The organism is Pedobacter sp. Bi27 (assembly GCF_918698255.1).
Lineage (GTDB): Bacteria > Bacteroidota > Bacteroidia > Sphingobacteriales > Sphingobacteriaceae > Pedobacter.
Window position 1 is genome coordinate 96,115 of record NZ_CAKKMW010000009.1, and the last position, 19,533, is coordinate 115,647.

Below are 19,533 nucleotides of genomic sequence, written 5' to 3' on the forward strand. Positions count from 1 at the left end.
CATGATCATTATGAAAAAATATATAACACGCCTATTATTGATAGGAATGATTTGGGCGGGAACCGGCATGGTATCTTGTAAAAAATATTTAGACAGAGATCCTGAAGCAACTGTGTCAGCAGAATCTGCCTTCAAAGACTTTCGCAGTTTTCAGGGCTTTACCGAGGAGCTATATAATTGTATTCCAGATTTTACCAACCGGTACTGGACCAACAGTTTCAACTGGGGTGAAGACGAAATCCAGTCTACAGTTCAAAACTTCCATTTGGTTAACAAAATAGATAACGGCGATTTTTGGGGCTGGCAAAGAGAGTTTGATGGATGGGGAGCTGGATTTTTAGATAATGCCAACGCCAATACAAATAACGATCGTTTTAGCAAAGGCCTGTATCCACTGGCCTGGTATGGCATTCGTAAGGCGAATTTAGGCCTCGAGAACCTAAGCCTGATGGTAAACGCAACTGATGAAGAACGTAACCTGATCAGAGGTCAACTATTGTTCTTTAGGGGTTGGTTCCATTTCCAGCTCATGCAATATTTTGGAGGACTGCCATACATTGATAAGGTATTGCCAGCCGATGAAGAATTGAGATTACCAAGGCTAAAGTATCAGGAATGCGCAGCAAAGGCAGCACTTGATTTAAGAGCCGCTGCCGACCTTTTGCCAATCAATTGGGACAATACAACGGCCGGGATCCAAACACTGGGTAAAAATCAGTTGCGCATCAATAAAATCATGGCGCTAGGTTATTTAGGTAAAAACTACCTGTGGGCCGCTAGTCCGTTAATGAACTTAGAATCTACAGGAAGCAAAACCTACAATGCAGAGCTGAGTAAAAAAGCGGCTGCTGCATTTGCCGAGTTATTAAAACTAACAGAAAGTGGGGCTACTCCTTATAAGTTATTGCCTTTTGCACAATACAGCACCAATTTTTACACAACCGGTCAAAATTTCTTGATTCCGGGAGGTACTGAAGCCATATTTAGAGGTCCATATTGGGGCGCACATGGTTCAACCTATGGCACTGCAAAACAATATACACCAGCAATTGTAGGTGCCGATGCACTGGTATTTGCGCCTACCGCAAATTACGTTAATTATTATGGGATGAAAAACGGTTTGCCCATTTCGAATTCTGCCCAGGCTGATCCTTCTGGCTCAGGATATGATCCGCAATTTCCTTGGCGCGATCGCGATCCGAGGTTCTATAATGATATTATATATGATGGAGTTAAAGTGGTGCAGGGAACTTTGGCAGCGAACATGGAGCCACACCGATATGCAAACCTGTTCACAAACGGAAGCTATAGAGATGAACGTTCTGGTAGCCGTACAGGGTATATGATGTTCAAATTTGTGCCCAGAACTGCCAATAACTTCGATCAGGGCTGGAATTATGGACAGAACCTGAATATTAAGGTTTCATATATGCGTTTGGCCGATGTTTACCTGATGTACGCAGAATCGGTTGCAACAGGGTACGACTCCCCAAGTGCAACCGCAGAAGGATTTAGCAAAACTGCCGTAGATGCGATCAATGTGATCCGAGATCGTGCTGGCGTTGGACGTGTTGCCGCACAGTTTTTAGTATCTACAACAGAGTTTATGAAAGAAGTAAGGCGTGAACGTGCTGTTGAACTTGCCTTTGAAGGACATCGGTTTAATGATCTTCGCCGCTGGCATTTGCTCGCCGAAGTGCCTTATACCTTAAAAACAGCCGCAGAATTTGATCGCGCTGCTCCTTTAAGCCCTACGGTCGACAGCAAATTAAACAGGGTTGTAAACTATCGTGAGCGATTAATACTACAACGTCCGTTTAGTGAAAAGCATTATTGGTTGCCACTTAAACGAGCAGATGTAAATATGTATAAGGAGTTTGCGCAAAACCCTGGATGGTAAGGTAGTTCATGATCACAAATAATTAAAGACAAGAATGATGAAATTTTTAAGAAATGCATTGGCGCTGTGTGTCTTTTTTACACTGTTTGTCGGTGTAATCAAAGGTCAGGACGCCGTTAAGATACCTATAAAAGCTGTTGTTCGGGATATCAATGGAAATCCGATAAAAGGAGCATCCATAACTATTGAAGGAAACGACGTGCTCACCATAGCAAACCAGGCTGGTGAATTCTCTTTATCGGTAGAGGAGAACAGCACATTTACGGTAAATGCCAAAGGTTATAAAACCTTGCCGGTAATCGCATTAGCCAACCTAAAGCAGGTTACCTTAATTAAAGAGGATAGACTAATAAATGTGGGTTTTAAAAATGCCACCGAAAGTAATCTTCCAGCTGGCGTTTCAAGCGTTAACCTGGCACAGCTCTTTGAGAAAAACTTTATAACTTATGGATTGGACGGGATGGAGGCTTTTGCTCCAGGCTTTAATGGCAACAACCTTTGGGGTATGAACACCTCGTTAATATTGGTCGATGGCGTTCCCAGGGATGTGAACAGTGTTACACCAAATGAAATTGAGGAGATCACTTTTCTCAAGAGCGCTTCGGCAGTTGCCCTATATGGCAGTCGCGGTGCAAAAGGAGTAATTTTGATCACCACAAAAAGGGGTACGCCAACTAAGCAAAAAATAAACGTTCGTTCCAATATCGGATTAAATACGCCAAAAAGATTTGCTCAATATCTGGGTTCTTCAGAGTACATGACTTTGTACAATGAGGCTTTATCAAATGATGGTTTGGCGGCGGCTTATACCCCGGAAACTATTTATAATCACTCTGGTGTTAATCCTTATCGTTATCCAAGTGTAGATTATTACGCTTCAGAATACCTGAAAAATAGTTTTTCACGCTATGATGGCGTGGCAGAAATTTCGGGAGGGAATGATCGTGCACGTTATTACACCAATGTTGGGTTTGCATCTACGGGTTCGCTGCTTAATTTCGGCGAAGCCAAAGAAAATAATACATCAGAACGCTTTAACATTCGGGGAAATGTTGATATGCAGTTGACCAAAGCACTAAAGGCCCGTGTAGATGCAAGCGCTGTGTTTTCTAGCAGCGGTGGAGTAAATACGAATTACTGGGCTAACGCTGCCACCCTGCGTCCTCATTTATTTACGCCCTTAATCCCAATTAATTTATTGGAACAGAGCGATGAAGTGAGCAAAGCGATGATTAAAAACGCTACAATTATTGATGGGCAATACATCCTTGGTGGTACGCAATTAGATCAAACCAATCCCTTTGCAGCCATTTATGCAAGCGGTAACAATAAATTTGTACAACGCCAGTTTCAGTTTACCACTGGTATTGATGCTGATTTGAAAGGAATTTTGAATGGACTTACCTTTAGTACCACTATGGGGGTTGATTACCTGAACAGTTATAATCAAGGTTATAGAAACGGATATGCAACTTACCAGCCCAATTGGACAACCTACTCTGGTACAACGATGATTGGAAGCTTAACGCGCTGGGGAGAAGATACTAAAACCGGAGTTCAGAACATTGCAGATAGTTATTATAGACAGACTATTTCGTTGTCTGGTCAATTTAACTACAATACTACAATTCGTAATAATCATCATATCTCTGCAGTATTGCTGGCTGCGGCATATCGTCAATCGCAATCTGAAATCTACCAGCCAACAACAAATTCTAATTTAGGATTGCAGTTAAATTATGATTTCAGCCATAAGTATTTTGCCGAAATTACCGGAGCTGTGGTACGCTCACCAAAAATGCCACCAGGAAACAGGATTGCACTTTCCCCTGCAGCATCTATTGGATGGCACCTTAGCGAAGAGCCATTTTTGAAAAAAGTTTCGTTCATCAACGATCTAACATTGACCGCATCAGCAGGTATTTTAAATACCGATCTTGACTTTGAGGAGTATTTTGCCTATGAGAGCATTTATACAGGCACAGGGGGTAACTGGTATGGTTGGAACGATGGTACAGGTACACAGTCTACAGATTCGCGCCGTGGATCCAACATGGATTTAACTTTCGCTAAAAGGAAAGAAATCAGTATCGGCATAAAAGGTGGAATGTTCAAAAATCAGTTTAATTTCGGAGCAAATGTTTTTAGAAATAACATCACCGGGATTATCGGTCAGATTAATGTTCTTTATCCAAACTATTTCACTACCGGATTTCCGAGTTCTTCTTTTGTTCCTTACAGCAATTATAATAGTGATCAGCGTACCGGTTTAGATTTTTACTTAAATTTTAACAAACGCATTGGCGCTATTGACTGGACTTTTGGAGCGTCAGGAACATATTATACCACCAAAGCAACTAAACGCGCCGATCTGTTAACTTACGAAAACAGCTATCAATACCGTGCCGGCAAACCACTTGATGCGATCTGGGGATTAAAAAGCAATGGTTTTTACATGGATGCCAGTGAAGTGGCAGCGGCCGATGGAATTAGTAGTGCAAAACCAGCATTTGGATCAGCATTGGCTCCTGGCGATATCAAATATATCGACCAGAACGGTGACAAAATCATTGATGATAAGGATCAGGTATATCTTGGTCGCGGTGGATGGTTCGGTGCTCCGTTTACAGCAGGATTGAATATAACTGCCAAATGGAAAAATCTTACCCTATTTGTTTTGGGTACAGGCCGCTTCGGTGGAAGTGCCATGAAAAGCGATAACTATTTTTGGGTTAACGGAAGCGATAAGTATTCGGCAGTGGTGCGCGACAGATGGACGCCTCAAACAAAAAATACGGCAACCTTTCCGCGGCTTACCACTTTAAATGGTGATAATAATTTCAGAGCGTCTGATTTCTGGTTGTACAGCACAGACCGGTTTGATTTATCTAAAGTTCAAATCTCCTACACAGTTTCCGATAAATTGTTTAAAAGTAAAGTGTTGAAAGAACTGGGGCTGTATGTGGCAGGATTTAATCTTTTAACAATAGCGAAGGAAAGAGAAATACTTGAACTGAGTTTAGGGGGTGCCCCACAAACAAGGTTATATAACCTGGGCGTAAAGGCAATGTTTTAATTGAATATTAGATTAGAAAAGATGAACAGAATATTAATACGATTTATAGTTGTCGTTGTGATGCTCTCGGGCTGTAAAAAGTTTACTGACCCCGCTCCACAAAATAATGGAGATTTTGAGAACATCTACACAGAACCCGCACTTGCCCATGGGTTATTGCTAAATGGTTACACAAGGCTTCCATCAAATGGCTGGTCTTTTAACGATGTAGCTACAGATGATGCAGTAAGTAATGATATCAATAACAATTTTAGGAAAATTGCCACCGGGCAATGGTCGGCTGCATTTAATCCATTAGATCAATGGACCAATGCAAGAGCAGGTATCCAATATATCAACTTATTTTTGGCAGAGACAGATAAGGTGCTTTGGGATTCTAAAGACCCGGTGTTGAGCAGGATGTTTAATGACAGGCAAAAAGGTGAAGCATATGCTTTGAGAGCCTACCTAATGTCGTATATGCTACAGGCGCACGCCGGAAAAGTAGGGGGTAATTTATATGGTTTCCCTATTGTACTCGAGCCCGAAAATCCGGCTTCTAACTTTAACCAGCCAAGAGCCACATTTGATGCCTGTATTAAACAGATTTATGGTGATTTGGACAAGGCCGAGCAATTGCTTCCTTTAGATTATGCTGATATTAATAGCACTAGCCAGATCCCGACAAAATATGCTGGAATTAATGTAGAGACCTATAACCGGGTTTTTGGTAAGTTTTTTAATCAGCGCATGACAGGTCGTATTTCCAAAGCCATTCGTGCCCGTGTAGCATTAATGGGTGCAAGTCCGGCTTTCAGCACCGGTAATTCTACCACATGGGCCGATGCCGCCACCTATGCAGCACAGGTACTTTCGCTTAATAACTGGTTAGCCAACTTAGATCCTAATGGTGTTACCTGGTATGATAACAAAGCAGAAATTGATGCATTAGCTTCAGGGGCTAGTCCAAGAGAAGTGCTTTGGCGCACAAATGTTGGATCAAATAGTGATTTAGAAGCTGCTAACTATCCACCATCCTTGTCTGGACAGGGCCGCATAAACCCAACTCAAAATCTGGTTAATGCTTTCCCGATGCAAAACGGTTATCCAATTGCCAATACGCCACAGAGCGGATACAATCCTGCCGCTCCATTTACAGGTAGAGATCCACGTTTAGCAAAATTTATAGTGTATAACGGAAATACGATCGGGCCAACAAACAAAGTAATCAATACCACAACAGATGTGGCAACGAATGATGATGGACTGAATAGAAAAGAAGTTTCTACAAGAACTGGTTACTACATGAAAAAATTGTTAAGACAGGATGTTAGTCGTACACCAACCGTAAATAATCAGAAACACTATAGGCCACATATCCGCTATACCGAAATATTCCTGATCTATGCCGAGGCAGCGAATGAGGCATGGGGACCTACAGCAAATGGTGGCAATCCCTATTCTGCTTATGATATCATTAAAGCTATTCGTGCCAGGGCCGGCGTTGGAACTGCAAATGGTGATGCCTACCTCGAATCTATTAAAACAGATAAAGATGCCATGAGAACATTGATTAGGAATGAGCGTAGGTTAGAATTGGCTTTTGAAGGATTTCGTTTCTGGGATCTTCGTAGGTGGAACGCAGCATTAACCGAACCGGTGAAAGGGGTGAGTATCTCACAAGGTATCTACCAGGAAATCAATGTAGAAGCAAGAAACTATCAGGAGTATATGAGATTTGGACCAATTCCTTACAGCGAAACGCTAAAGTATAATGCTTTGCAACAAAACACGGGATGGTAATATTCATTCACTATAACAAATAACATCATGAAAAATAAAGTATATATTTTACTTGCGCTCGTCTTAACACTTGGCGCCTGCAAAAACGAAGAATGGGCATTTCCAGACAATGATACCCAAACCGTTTATTTTGCCTATCAAGGGCCAATTCGGACCATCACCATGGGCGAAGATATTTTTGATACGTCATTGGATAACCAGCGTAAATTTCAAATTATGGGTACAGTTGGTGGTGTTTACTCAAATAAGGAAGATATTACCGTTGGCATCAGTGTGGATAACGCGCTAACCCAGGGATTATCTTTTCCATCACCCTACAGCGGTATTGTAAGGCCCATGCCGACTAATTATTATACGCTTGCGACCAACAAAATTGTCATCCCGAAAGGAAGTTTAGTAGGTGGAGTAGATGTACAGCTAACCGATGCTTTTTTCGCAGACCCATTGGCTATCAATACCGCTTATGTGATCCCTTTAACGATGACCAGTGTTGATCAGAACAAAATGATCTTGCCCGAAAAAAAATACACCTTATATGCAGTAAAGTATATCAATACATGGCAGGGTTTTTATCTCCGCAGAGGAAAGGATGTGATTGCTGGCAAAGGTGGTAACACCGCACTCAATCAAACCGTAGTTCGCCATATGAAATATGTGGAGAATGATGAAATCAACAAGTTAAACACACGTTCGCTAACCCAGGCCGAGTTTCCTGTCACATTTAAAGTAACAGGCGGAACCAGTATCAGCCGAACCTTATTGTTAACTTTTGATAATACGGGCAACTGTACAATTGCAGCTGGTGATGCCAGTTTTACGGCGAGTGGCACCGGAAAATTTGTTAAACGGGGAGAGAAAAACAGCTGGGGCAGCCAGGATCGCGATGCCCTTTATCTGAACTATCAGATCGATCTGAATGATAGAACAGTGAATAGCGTAGATACCCTGGTAATGCGCGACCGTGGCGTGAAAGCCGAAACATTTACGCCGGTCAAATAATTAATATTAATCTAACAATCGAGAAAATGAAACGATTATACAAAATAGCATTTGGTCTGACGGGGGCAATATTGCTTGCTTCCTGCCACAAATACGAGGCACTCGATTTTCAGGTGGCCAAGCCAACAAGCTTTGTGGCCCAAGAGCAGATCGATGCCTATCAGCCATTAAAATCCTATATTGATAGAACGGCAAATCCTAAATTTAAATTTGGTGCTGGAGCCAGTCTGCAACCTTATCTCTCAAAAGGCGTAATTTACAGGCTCATTAACAGCAATTTTGATGAAATTACGCTAGGTTACGAAATGAAACACGGTGCGGTTGTACAGGCTGACGGAAGTTTGGCCTTAACCAATGTGAAAAACCTGTTGGAGACAGCATCTAAAGCTGGCATCACCGTGTTTGGGCATACTCTGGCCTGGCATGCCAATCAAAATGCAACTTACCTAAAAGGACTGATTGCCCCAGTTGTAACTCCATCAAACGGAAGCCCAACATGGGATTTGGTAACAGGCGCTGATTTTGAAACCGATAATGCTGCAAATTATCAAACCAATACCAATGCAGTAGCCTCATTTACAGCCGTAGGTCAGGGAGCAAATGGTATAGGTAGGGCATTGAAAATAAGTAATGCAAGCGTTCGGGCTAACGATTATGACGCACAGTTATTTGTGAAATTCTCCCCAGCTATGCAGCTCAACGAAATATATGAGCTAAAAATGGATGTACGCTCCGATGTGGCAGCATCTTATCCTACACAAGCACATAGTACCCCTGGGTCTTACTTATGGCATGATTTTTTTGGTACAATTTCCTCAACAACAACATGGACAACCTATACCAAACAGATTACCATTACTCAAAAAGACTTGGCAAACACTGGTACAATTGCTTTTAATCTGGGTAAAACAGCAACAAATTTTTATTTCGATAACATCACGCTTAAAAAATACAATCCGCTTGGCGGCACTACAATTGTAGAAAAAACTGCCGAGCAGAAAAAGACCATTTTAACCACAGCGTTAGATACCTGGATTAAAGGTATAGTTACCGCTTCAAAAGATTATGTTAAAGCTTGGGATGTGGTAAACGAGCCAATGGATGATGCAAAGCCAGCTGAACTTAAAACTGCTGCGGGTAGAACTTCCATTGCGGCTGATGAATTCTTTTGGCAAGATTACCTGGGTAAGGATTATGCGCTAAAGGCATTTCAATTGGCCAGGCAGTATGGTAATGCGACTGATATCCATTTTATTAATGATTATAACCTCGAATATAGCATCGATAAATGCAAAGGATTAATTGATTACGTAAAGTATTTAGAAGGCAAAGGCGCAAAAATAGATGGTATTGGTACCCAAATGCACATTGTAGCTACTTCTGATAAAGCCAAGATTGAAGAAATGTTCAAATTATTGGCCGCAACTGGTAAACTGATCAAAATATCAGAATTGGATATGGGTTTTGCAGGAAATATAAAAACTGCACAGGCAACAGCCGAGCAATATGCAGCTCAATCTGAGATGTACAAATATGTAATCAAGAAATACTTTGAGCTTATTCCGGCCGCTCAGCGATATGGAATTACCATATGGGCGCCTCAGGATAGTCCAGCTACTTCAAGTTGGAGGGCAGGGGAGCCAATTGGCTTGTGGACAGAAGGTTTTGTTCGAAAACCTGCCTATGTTGGCACAGCCGAGGGCTTAAAAAAATAAATAAATTTACCACGCGCTTAAAGCCAGGAACAACGTTAATCGTTTTCCTGGCTTTTTTATTGGAAATTACCAATGAGGTTGACTCAAATCTAATTGCAGTTTATGCTGTCTCTTCCACCCGCATAATTTACCGTTTCATTTTCTCGGACGCCATTTACCAGCCAGATTATAACAAATTTAATATAGTTATGCAACCGATTGTTTTTTTCGAAAGTAAATGATATATTCGGGTAGAAATTACTCAGGTACGAGCTTTACATGAGCGTAATTTTTTTAAAAGAAAATAACCAAATATTAACAATTAAACGATGTATTTCTGTGATGAAACTGGGGGAAGGATTGTAAACGTCCACATTTCCCCGAAAATTATCCATTGCAATATTTTCCAGACTTTATAAGCATGACCGTAAAATCTTATCTTCCGCTTTGCGCTTTGCTCTTTACAGTTTTGTTCACAGACCTAAAGTCAAAAGCTGAGGTAAAACTTCCACAGCTAATTAGTAATCGAATGGTGCTACAACGAAATACCGATTTAAAGATCTGGGGTTGGGCCAATGCAAATGAGAAAGTTAAACTTTCTTTTAACAATAGAAAGTTTGAGACAATTACCGGTAACGACGGGAAGTGGTTGATTATGCTTCCCAAAATGAAAGCCGGAGGCCCATATACCATGACTATTGAAGGACGGAATTTGATTACATTAACCGATATTTTAATTGGAGACGTATATTTTTGTGCCGGTCAATCTAACATGGTGTTAGCAATGGAAAGGCTGAAGGAAAATTATCCAGAAGAAGTTAAGAACGACAATTTTCCCCAGATCAGGAATTTCTTTGTACCCACAAAAGCTGATGTATCCAAAGAATCACTGGATCTACCAAAAGGAGAGTGGAAGTTGGCATCAGGTAAAGAATTGCTTGAGTTTGGAGGAGTTACTTATTTCTTTGCAAAAAAACTCTATCAAAAATACAAAATTCCCATTGGGATTATTAATTCCAGTGTGGGTGGAACGCCAATAGAGGCCTGGATGAGTATGGATGCATTTAAGGATTTCCCTGCAACTGAAGCCCAGATCAAAAACTTTAGGGATACCATTTATATGAACAACCTAAAAAAACAGGTGTTACCTATGCCAGTTAAAACTTTGCAATTGTCCTATGTGCCAAAAACATGGCATAAGTTCTGGATGCCGGGCTATTGGGCAGACCAAGGTGTGAGAAACCTGAATGGCATCCTGTACTTTAAAAAGGAAATTGATGTTCCTGCGGGGATGACAGGTGTGCAGGCAAAACTTTTTATGGGGCGTATTATCGATGCCGATTCCACTTTCGTAAATGGCGTTTTTGTAGGTAATATCACTTATCAGTATCCTCCAAGAAGATACAATGTGCCAGCTAACCTGTTAAAACCAGGTAAAAATACCATTTTAGTAAAAGTAACAAATACAACGGGCAAAGGTGGCTTTGTGCCTGATAAAAATTATTCATTACAGGCCAACGGACAAATAATTGACTTAAGGGGCGAATGGGATTACCAGGTGAACCAGGTATTTCCTAAACCAAGCTATTCCCCGTCAGGGCAACAAATTATCCAGCCAATTGTGGCGCAAAGTTCTCCCACTGGACTTTACAATACCATGGTTGCACCTGCAATCAATTATAGTATAAGTGGCTTTTTATGGTACCAGGGTGAAACAAATGCCGGCAAGCCGAGAGAATACGCCAAACTGCTACCTGCACTGATTAACGATTGGAGGAATAAATGGGGCTTAGGCAATATTCCGTTTTTATTTGCACAACTACCCAATTATATGGAGGTTGATTACGTTCCCGTTGAGAGCGACTGGGCACAACTTCGGCAGAGCCAGCTCCAAACCTTAAAAGTACCAAATACAGGAATGTCTGTTGGGCTTGGTGCCGGCGAATGGAACGATATTCATCCCCTGAACAAAAAAACAATTGGCGAGCGATTGGCTTTGTGGGCCGAAAAGCTGATTTATGGTGAAAAAAACGTCGTTTACTCAGGTCCAATCTACAGATCAGCAACAGTACAAGGCAATAAGGTGATTTTGAATTTTGATCATATGGGAAGTGGACTAATTGCAAAAGGTGAACCCGAACTTTACCATTTTGCCATTGCAGGTGCCGATAAAAAATATATTTGGGCCAAAGCTAAAATTGAAGGTAACACCGTAATTGTTTGGAACGATAGCATTTCCAGCCCTGTTGCTGTTCGATACGCTTGGGCGGATAATCCCGACGGTGCAAATTTATATAACGCAGAAGGCTTGCCGGCATCTCCGTTCGAGGCTGAAATAAAATAGTTTAAATTAGGGGTGTTAACTATATTTACGCACAAAGCAAATATAAATCCAAAGTGTACCAAAGGCGAGCGAAGCAAGCCCTGCACTAGTACAATCACAATCCAGATCGCTAAAGCGTGAATCTATTGTTATGATGTTAAAACGAGTATCAGGTATAAGCGCAATGTCACTTCTAGTGATATTGTTATTAACGTACACTATTGTCAAGGGGCAAAGTAACCCCAATTTCATTACCCTTAATACTAAAAATGGCCTTTCTTCAAATACTGTAAATACGATCCTGCAAGATCATAATGGCCTTGTATGGTTTGGTACAAGCGATGGACTGAATAAGTTCGATGGTACCAATTTTACCGTTTATACCACTAAAAGTGGCGACAGCACGAGCATTCCGTCTAACAATATCTCGGCACTTTTAGAAGACAGGAGTGGAAGACTTTGGGTGGGCACAAACGGAGGGGGCCTGGCTTACTATGATGCTAAGAAAAATACATTTAAATCATTTGTAGGTGAAGGTATCCCGAATCGCAACGTCCCATTTAATGTATTAACACTTTACGAAGATAGAACCGGAAATATCTGGGTAGGTACTTTTGGCGGCTACCGGGTGATCAATACCAAAACGTTTAAGGTAAAAAATGTAGGTATCGGTGCATTGATGGGCAACGGTTCCAGTGTGCTTTCTTTTCTTCAAGGTAGTGGCAATAAGATATGGATAGGCACCAATTTAGGACTTTTGGCGCTTAATTTAACCACTGGTGCCACTGAGAAATTTACCCATCATCCCAATGACCGTTCAGGCCTTACTGATAATTTCATTAAAACCATTGTAAAGGATGAAAAAGGGCGGATATTTTTTGGTACCTACAATGGCCTTAATATGTTGCTGGATGATGAAAAGCATTTCAAATCCTTTTTGCAATCGGGTGATAAGCTGTTTTCAAACGATATTATTTATGCTGCCAGATTGGAAAAAGGAGGTAAATTGTGGTTAGGAACCGAGGATGGGGTAACTATTTTCGATACCGCCACCGAGGTTTTCTCAAATATTCGTCCCAACAAACGCGAAACCTTTGGCCTTAGTCATAAGTCGGTTAGAAGCATTTGTATGGCCAATAATGGTATTATTTGGCTTGGTACGTACCAAGGTGGCGTTAATAAATTCGATCCAAATTTAGCACTGTTTAACCTCAAGCGTAGTAGTCCATTTGATCCTAAAGGACTTTCATCACCCATTGTCACTTCCTTTGCCGAATTATCAAAACGAAAAATCTTTGTGGGCACGGATGGCGGAGGACTACATTTTTTCGATCGGGACAAAGGCGTGTTCGAGCATATCGACATGAAAAGCAAAATTGATTTTTCCCGAAATCCATTGGCCATCCTTACGCTAATGCTCGATTCAAGGGGCACGCTTTGGGTGGGCACATACCAGCATGGCTTATTTGCCTATAATCCCAAAACTAAAACTTACAAACAATATCTGGCCGGATCATCGGCAACTGATCTTAGCCAAAACGAAATTTTCGCTATTAAAGAAGATAGCAAGGGTTTGATATGGATTGGTACAAACGGAACCGGAGTGAATGTATTTGATTATAAGACGAATTCATTTACCAGGTATGGCACTCAGTCCTCGCCACCTATGGTGCTCCCTAGCAATGGTTTTATACGTGCAATTGTCGAAGATCCTTACGGAAATATGTGGATATCATCCAGCGGAACGGGAATAGCCGTATTTCAACGCAACAACGGGAAATTTAAAGTATACCGAAAAGCAAATAGCGGTCTTTCTAATGATGTGGTATTGAGTTTGTTATGTGATAGTAGCGGGGATATATGGGCCGGAACTGATGGTGCGGGGCTCGATCTTTTCAATCGCCGTACCGGAAAATTTACCAATTTTAACGAAACAAACGGATTGCCTAATGCTATTGTTTACAGCATATTGGAAGGCAGAGACGGACTGATTTGGTTCAGTACCGATAATGGCATCAGTTGTCTTGATCCAGAAACAAAAAAAATAAAAAACTTTGGGCGTCCTAATGGGGTTCAGGACAGCCCTTTTATATTGGGTTCGGGAATCAGCACTTCAGATGGCGAGCTTTATTTTGGCGGGCAAGACGGTTTCAACTATTTTAATCCGCTTGAACTGCCCTCCAATAATGTGGTTCCAAATGTATTGCTTACCGAGCTAAAGGTAGCCAATGCTGTTGTACTTCCTGGCGAAAAATCACCTATTGATGAGCAGATTGGTTTTGCGAAAAAAATTAAACTGAGTTATGGGCAAAATTTCTCCATTAGTTATGTAGCGTTAAATTATACAGCGCCGCAACAAAACCACTATTCCTATCGCCTTGTTGGTTTAGATGATGGCTGGAACGAAGTTGGTAAAGAGAAAACAGCATATTATACAAATTTGGATCCCGGAGATTATATTTTTCAGGTAAGAGCAAGTAACAACGACGGCGTTTGGAGCGATAAAATCACTTCAATTTCTGTTCATATACAACCGCCCTTCTGGAGAACCATTTATGCTTATGTTTTTTATGTAATCTTAATTGGTACAATCCTGTTTGCCATCAGGCGACGGGGAATTCAGCGCATCAAACAGCAACTTGCTATTGAACAAGCCCAGATCAATGCTGAACAAAGGATCCTACAGCAGCGAAAGGATGCCGAACGTGCCCATGCATTGGATATACAAAAGATTAAATTCCTCACCAATTTAAGCCATGAGTTTAGAACACCAATTTCATTGATTTTGGCACCCGTTGATAAGTTGCTTGCTGTTAAACAGGAATCTGCTGTAGCCGGTCAGGTAAAGATGATCCGTAGAAACGCACGGAGACTATTAAATCTGGTCAATCAACTGCTCGATTTTAGAAAAATGGAAGAACAGGAACTGAAGTTGAACCTAAACGAGGCCGATCTCATTACTTTTATCAGTGAAGCTGCAGAAGCATTCCAGGACCTTTCCGAGCGTAAGAAAATTTCACTTCGCATTAACAGCGATATTAAAAACCTGAAAACGCACTTTGATCAGGATAAAATGGAAAGGATTATATTTAACCTGCTTTCTAACGCATTTAAATTTACAAAAGAAGGTGGCGAAGTATCTCTTAACATGTTCATAAGAGCCGCTGCCGATGAGGCTAAGCCTGTATTTTGTATTGAGGTTTCAGACACCGGGATAGGCATTGCACATCAAAGTAAAGACAGGGTGTTCGATCGTTTTTTTATGGATAATAATGTGAGTTCTATCTTAAATCAAGGCAGTGGAATTGGGTTGTCAATTGTAAAAGAGTTTGTAGAACTGCACGGCGGACAGATTACTGTAGAGAGTGAACTTGGAAAAGGAACATCATTTTTGGTTTTGATTCCAGTTGACATAATGGCTGAAGAAGATGATCAAGAGCTTGATGATACAGCCTATAGTTTTACGAACGAAGAACAGGATGAATCCGTTACTGAACCAGCAACTAATGAGGTCAAGATGCCCACAATCCTTTTGGTTGAAGACAATGAGGAATTTAGATTTTACCTAAAAGATAGCCTGCAGCCTTTTTATCATATTATAGAAGCGTCAAATGGTAAAGAAGGTTGGCAGAAAACACTTTCCGGACACCCACAATTAGTTGTTACCGACATCAGTATGCCGGAAATGAATGGCATTGAGCTAAGCCAGAAAATAAAGGCAGACAAAAGAACAAGTCATATCCCGGTGATCCTGTTAACCGCAATCAGTGGAGAAGAAGACCAGGTTAAAGGCCTGAAATCCGGTGCCAATGACTACCTCACCAAGCCTTTTAATTTTGATATTCTCCATGCGAAAATCGACAACTTATTGTTGTTTAATCGCTCGGTAAAAAATGCGTATTCTAAACAGGTGCAGGTACAGGCTAAAGAAATCGAAATTGAGTCTAGTGAAGTTAAGTTGTTGAATAAAATCGTCCAGTATATCGATGAAAAGCTTAATAATCCAGAACTCTCAGTAGAGGAACTAAGCAGGCATGTGGGCATGAGCCGAGGTTCCCTTTACCACAAACTGCTCGAAATTACCGGTTTAACACCAATCGAATACATTCGATCCGTAAAACTGGAAAGGGCAGTAGAATTATTGGAGAAAAGTGATTACAACGTTGCCCAAATCGCATATATGACTGGTTTTGGTACACCAAGCTATTTTTCGAAGCTTTTTAAAGCCCAGTTTAATATGCTTCCATCCGAATATATCAATGTAAAACGAAAAGATAAACGCGTGAAGCTTTAAAATCGATCTCAATGCATTTCTGTTTAAAAACAAACATCTGGAGCTTTCTTTTGAACAAATGGCTCATGCCAGTAAGGCCATAGATGTTAGTTTTGAGCATAACCAACGTGCACTTTATGAAAAAACTTCTTCTATTGATCGCCTTTCTTTATACTGGCTATTCGTATGGACAAATTAAATTTACAAACCCGATTATGGCAGGGTTTTATCCTGATCCTAGTGTTACCAAAGTGGGAAGCGATTATTACCTTGTTAATTCAACCTTCGCTTACTTTCCAGGGGTTCCGGTGTTCCATAGCAAAGATTTAAAAAATTGGAAGCAGATCGGCAATGTGATCGACCGCCCATCACAAATGACTTTTTTCGGTGATCGTACCTCGAGAGGGCTTTTTGCACCTTCAATCAATTATCATAAAGGAACATTTTACATGACGTGTACCAATATCGATAAGCGCGGAAATTTTGTAATGACATCAAAAAAACCTGAAGGACCATGGAGTGATCCAGTTTGGTTACCGCAAGTGAGAGGGATTGACCCCTCACTGTTTTTTGATCAGGACAAAGCCTACATCGTTTATAACAGCGATGCGCCGGATAATAAGCCCCTATATCCAGGGCACCGAACCATCCGTACTTTTCAGTTCGATCCAGTAGGCCTAAAAGTAGTGGGTGAAGAAGTTCAGCTGGTAAATGGTGGGGTAGACATCAGCAAAAAACCGGTCTGGATTGAAGGACCGCATATTTTTAAACGCGGCGATTGGTATTATCTCTGTGCTGCCGAAGGAGGTACTTCCGTTAATCACTCACAGGTAATTTTAAGAAGTAAGCAAGCCACCGGACCTTATGTCCCTTATGAGAAAAACCCGATATTGACACAACGCGATTTAGATCCAAACCGTAAAGACCCGATTACTTCTACTGGTCATGCAGAATTGGTTGATGGTCCAGATGGGAAAACTTATGCCATTTTTCTGGCTGTAAGGCCTTATGAAGGCAATCATTATAATACTGGGAGGGAAACATTTATCGCACCGGTTAAATGGGTAGATGGTTGGCCAATCATTAATCCAGATCAAAAAGAAGTTCAATATAGTTATACTGCTGATTTTAAGGAGGTAAAACAGATTGCCCCGCCACAAAGTGGAAACTTTGCCTACAGAACTACCTTTGATAAAAAACTTGATCAATCGTTATTGTTTCTAAGAACCAATGATACCAGCTGGTATAAGTTAGATAAAGAAAATGGCTTAACAATGAGGTTATTGCCAGAAACGTGTATGGGGCTAGGAAATCCGGCATTTATCGGCAAAAGACAGCAGCATTTAACTGGTAGCGCTTCAACTGAGATGACCTTTACCGCATCGCAACCAAATGAAAAAGCAGGAATGCTTATCTTTCAAGGTGAATATAATTTTTATTACATCTGCAAATCAATAAAAGATGGCAAGCAGGTCGTTCAGCTTTACAAAGGAAACCGAAGCACTAAAGGTATGGACTTGATTATTGAAACTCCGGTAAAAGCTAAAACCCTGCAGTTTAAAATAGAAGCTGATCGAGGGCTTTACAATTTTCTCTATGCTGAAAGTCCGGGCAAATGGAAAATATTAAAGGATAAAGTGGACGGAAAGTTTTTGAGTACTGAAACCGCAGGAGGTTTTGTTGGCTCACTTTATGCGCTTTATGGTACTTCATCAGGAGAAAACACTAAAAGTACAGCTTCTTTTAAATGGTTAGATTATAGCGGTAATGATGCCATTTACAAGCAAAAATAAATAATGCAGTTTTCTGTTGATTTTATTGCCTGAAGCATATTGAAAAATAATTGATATTACTTCCGTTATCTGTGAAAAAGTTCTTCCAGGTTAATTAGTTATAAAAAAACCTCGCAGGTGCAATACCTGCGAGGTTTTTTTGTTTAAACATAGGGTGGAATTCTATTTCGCCGAAAATGTCCAAAAATCAATATTTACTTCTGGTTTTTCTGCGCCTTTAATGGTTATAAAAAGATCTTGTTTTCCTGTCGCGCCATTAACTTTGCAACTTACTTCTTTCCAGGCCTGCGCATCACCGGTGTTTGGTACGGCCAGTGTTCCGATTACTTTTCCGTCAGGGCTGCCTAAACGGAGTTCAATTTTATTGTCCTTCCCAATACTTGCTACAGAAGCTGAAAACTTTTTTGCTCCTTTGCCGAAGTCTACGCCCCTAACTTTTATCCAGTCTCCGTTTTTAACATGCGTAACATTTAAACCACCTTTGCTGCATGTTTCAGTTTTAACACCTTGTTGGTCACTCATCGTTTCGGCCTCCACACGCATGTAGGGATTTAATCCTTCCACCTGTGGCACTCCATCTGCCGTGTAGGTTACCTGTTCTATACTGCCATCGGCTTTGTAATTTAGCACCTCGACAGCCAGATTTCTTTTAAACTCTGTGGGGATTCCCAATTTGTATGCTACAGCCCTGTTGTGGTAGGCGTGGTACCATTGCCCTTTAAATTCGAAAATTCCCTGATGGTTGTTGTTATTGTTTTTTGGCGGTTGCGCGGCAACAATTCCTCCATAAGTAAATCCAGTTGTGGGGCTTTTACTCATCATATAGTCGATGCGCATCTGCGCTTTCGGGTTGGTTGAGTAGGAGAAATAATAAATCCCATTTCTTTTATGCATCCATGAAGCCTCAAAAAATGCAGGAGCAGTAATAGATGTTGCAGGACCATCTACGCTGATCATATCCCGGTTAAGTTTAATTACCCGAACATTGCTCTCGCCGTTACCGCCAAAGTACATATAGGCCTGGCCATCATCATCAATAAAGGTCATTGGATCGAATAACCACATGTTTGGCGCAGGAAGTACGCCTGGCGTTTCGGTTTCAACGAGTTTTTTCCCAATGGGATCTTTAAATGGCCCTATCGGACTGCTTGAAGTTGCTACGCCGATGCCATTGCCGCCATTTCCGAAGTATAGAAAAATTTTGCCATCGCGGGCAACTGCTGCCGGAGCCCAGGTTCTGCCTGCCCAGGTTACATCTCTAGGTGCTTCAAATACCACACCATGATCTGTCCAGTTTTTCATATCGCTGCTCGAAATGCAAACGATCGATTTCATTTTGTATCCGCTATTTTTATCGTGGGAGTTCTCATCGTCGTTAGATGCGTAGAGATAAACTCTTCCGTTGTAAACAAGGGTGCCAGGATCTGCCAAATGGCGGTAGCCGACTATAACATCGTCGGCGGCGCTGATTTGAGCGGTTGTAAGAAAAAAGAGAAAAGCGCAGAAGGCTAGGATGGATTTAAAGTTCATAAAAAGATAAATTTGGTTAATTTCAATCAATGCCGCTAAATTATTGAGAACCCCAGTCAGCAACTACTTTATTTCGTCAATTTTACTAGCACATTTGGTTAGTCTGCTTGTTTTTCTGTAACGGGATTGATTGAATTAAAAACATTTGTAACATAGATTTGAA

At 41.1% G+C, this 19,533-nt stretch carries 9 protein-coding genes; 8 read left to right on the top strand and 1 reads right to left on the bottom strand.

The features are described from left to right. The first annotated feature begins 10 nt into the window (after positions 1-10). The 8 genes from LQ227_RS23275 (at position 11) to LQ227_RS23310 (ending at position 17,840) form a co-directional block, all read left to right on the top strand. Positions 11-1,900 (top strand): RagB/SusD family nutrient uptake outer membrane protein, encoded by a 1,890-nt coding sequence (locus LQ227_RS23275; RefSeq protein WP_230151333.1) that lies wholly within the window; start codon positions 11-13, stop codon positions 1,898-1,900. Between the two features lie 34 nt (positions 1,901-1,934). After that, a complete protein-coding gene (locus LQ227_RS23280) occupies positions 1,935-4,976 on the top strand; it encodes a SusC/RagA family TonB-linked outer membrane protein (RefSeq protein ID WP_230145282.1) in 3,042 nt (1,013 codons plus the stop codon). 21 nt (positions 4,977-4,997) lie between these two features. Further along, the gene (locus LQ227_RS23285) at positions 4,998-6,758 is read left to right on the top strand and encodes a RagB/SusD family nutrient uptake outer membrane protein (RefSeq protein WP_230145283.1); all 1,761 of its coding nucleotides are present in this window, start codon (positions 4,998-5,000) and stop codon (positions 6,756-6,758) included. Between the two features lie 27 nt (positions 6,759-6,785). Beyond that, positions 6,786-7,757 (top strand): DUF5627 domain-containing protein, encoded by a 972-nt coding sequence (locus LQ227_RS23290; protein WP_230145284.1) that lies wholly within the window; start codon positions 6,786-6,788, stop codon positions 7,755-7,757. A 26-nt stretch (positions 7,758-7,783) separates the two neighbouring features. Beyond that, on the top strand, positions 7,784-9,472 hold the full coding sequence (locus LQ227_RS23295) for an endo-1,4-beta-xylanase (RefSeq protein ID WP_230151335.1): 1,689 nt from the start codon (positions 7,784-7,786) through the stop codon (positions 9,470-9,472). A gap of 508 nt (positions 9,473-9,980) precedes the next feature. Beyond that, entirely contained in the window at positions 9,981-11,795 is a 1,815-nt protein-coding gene (locus tag LQ227_RS23300) for a sialate O-acetylesterase (RefSeq protein ID WP_230151338.1), read from the top strand. 130 nt (positions 11,796-11,925) lie between these two features. Then, the gene (locus LQ227_RS23305) at positions 11,926-16,068 is read left to right on the top strand and encodes a two-component regulator propeller domain-containing protein (protein ID WP_230145287.1); all 4,143 of its coding nucleotides are present in this window, start codon (positions 11,926-11,928) and stop codon (positions 16,066-16,068) included. A 116-nt stretch (positions 16,069-16,184) separates the two neighbouring features. After that, positions 16,185-17,840 (top strand): glycoside hydrolase family 43 protein, encoded by a 1,656-nt coding sequence (locus tag LQ227_RS23310; RefSeq protein WP_230145288.1) that lies wholly within the window; start codon positions 16,185-16,187, stop codon positions 17,838-17,840. A 162-nt stretch (positions 17,841-18,002) separates the two neighbouring features. Here LQ227_RS23310 and LQ227_RS23315 read toward each other — a convergent pair whose 3' ends face one another. Next, positions 18,003-19,370: a glycoside hydrolase family 43 protein gene (locus LQ227_RS23315; RefSeq protein ID WP_230151342.1), complete on the bottom strand. Its 1,368-nt coding sequence runs from the start codon at positions 19,368-19,370 to the stop codon at positions 18,003-18,005. Between the last annotated feature and the right edge of the window lie 163 nt (positions 19,371-19,533).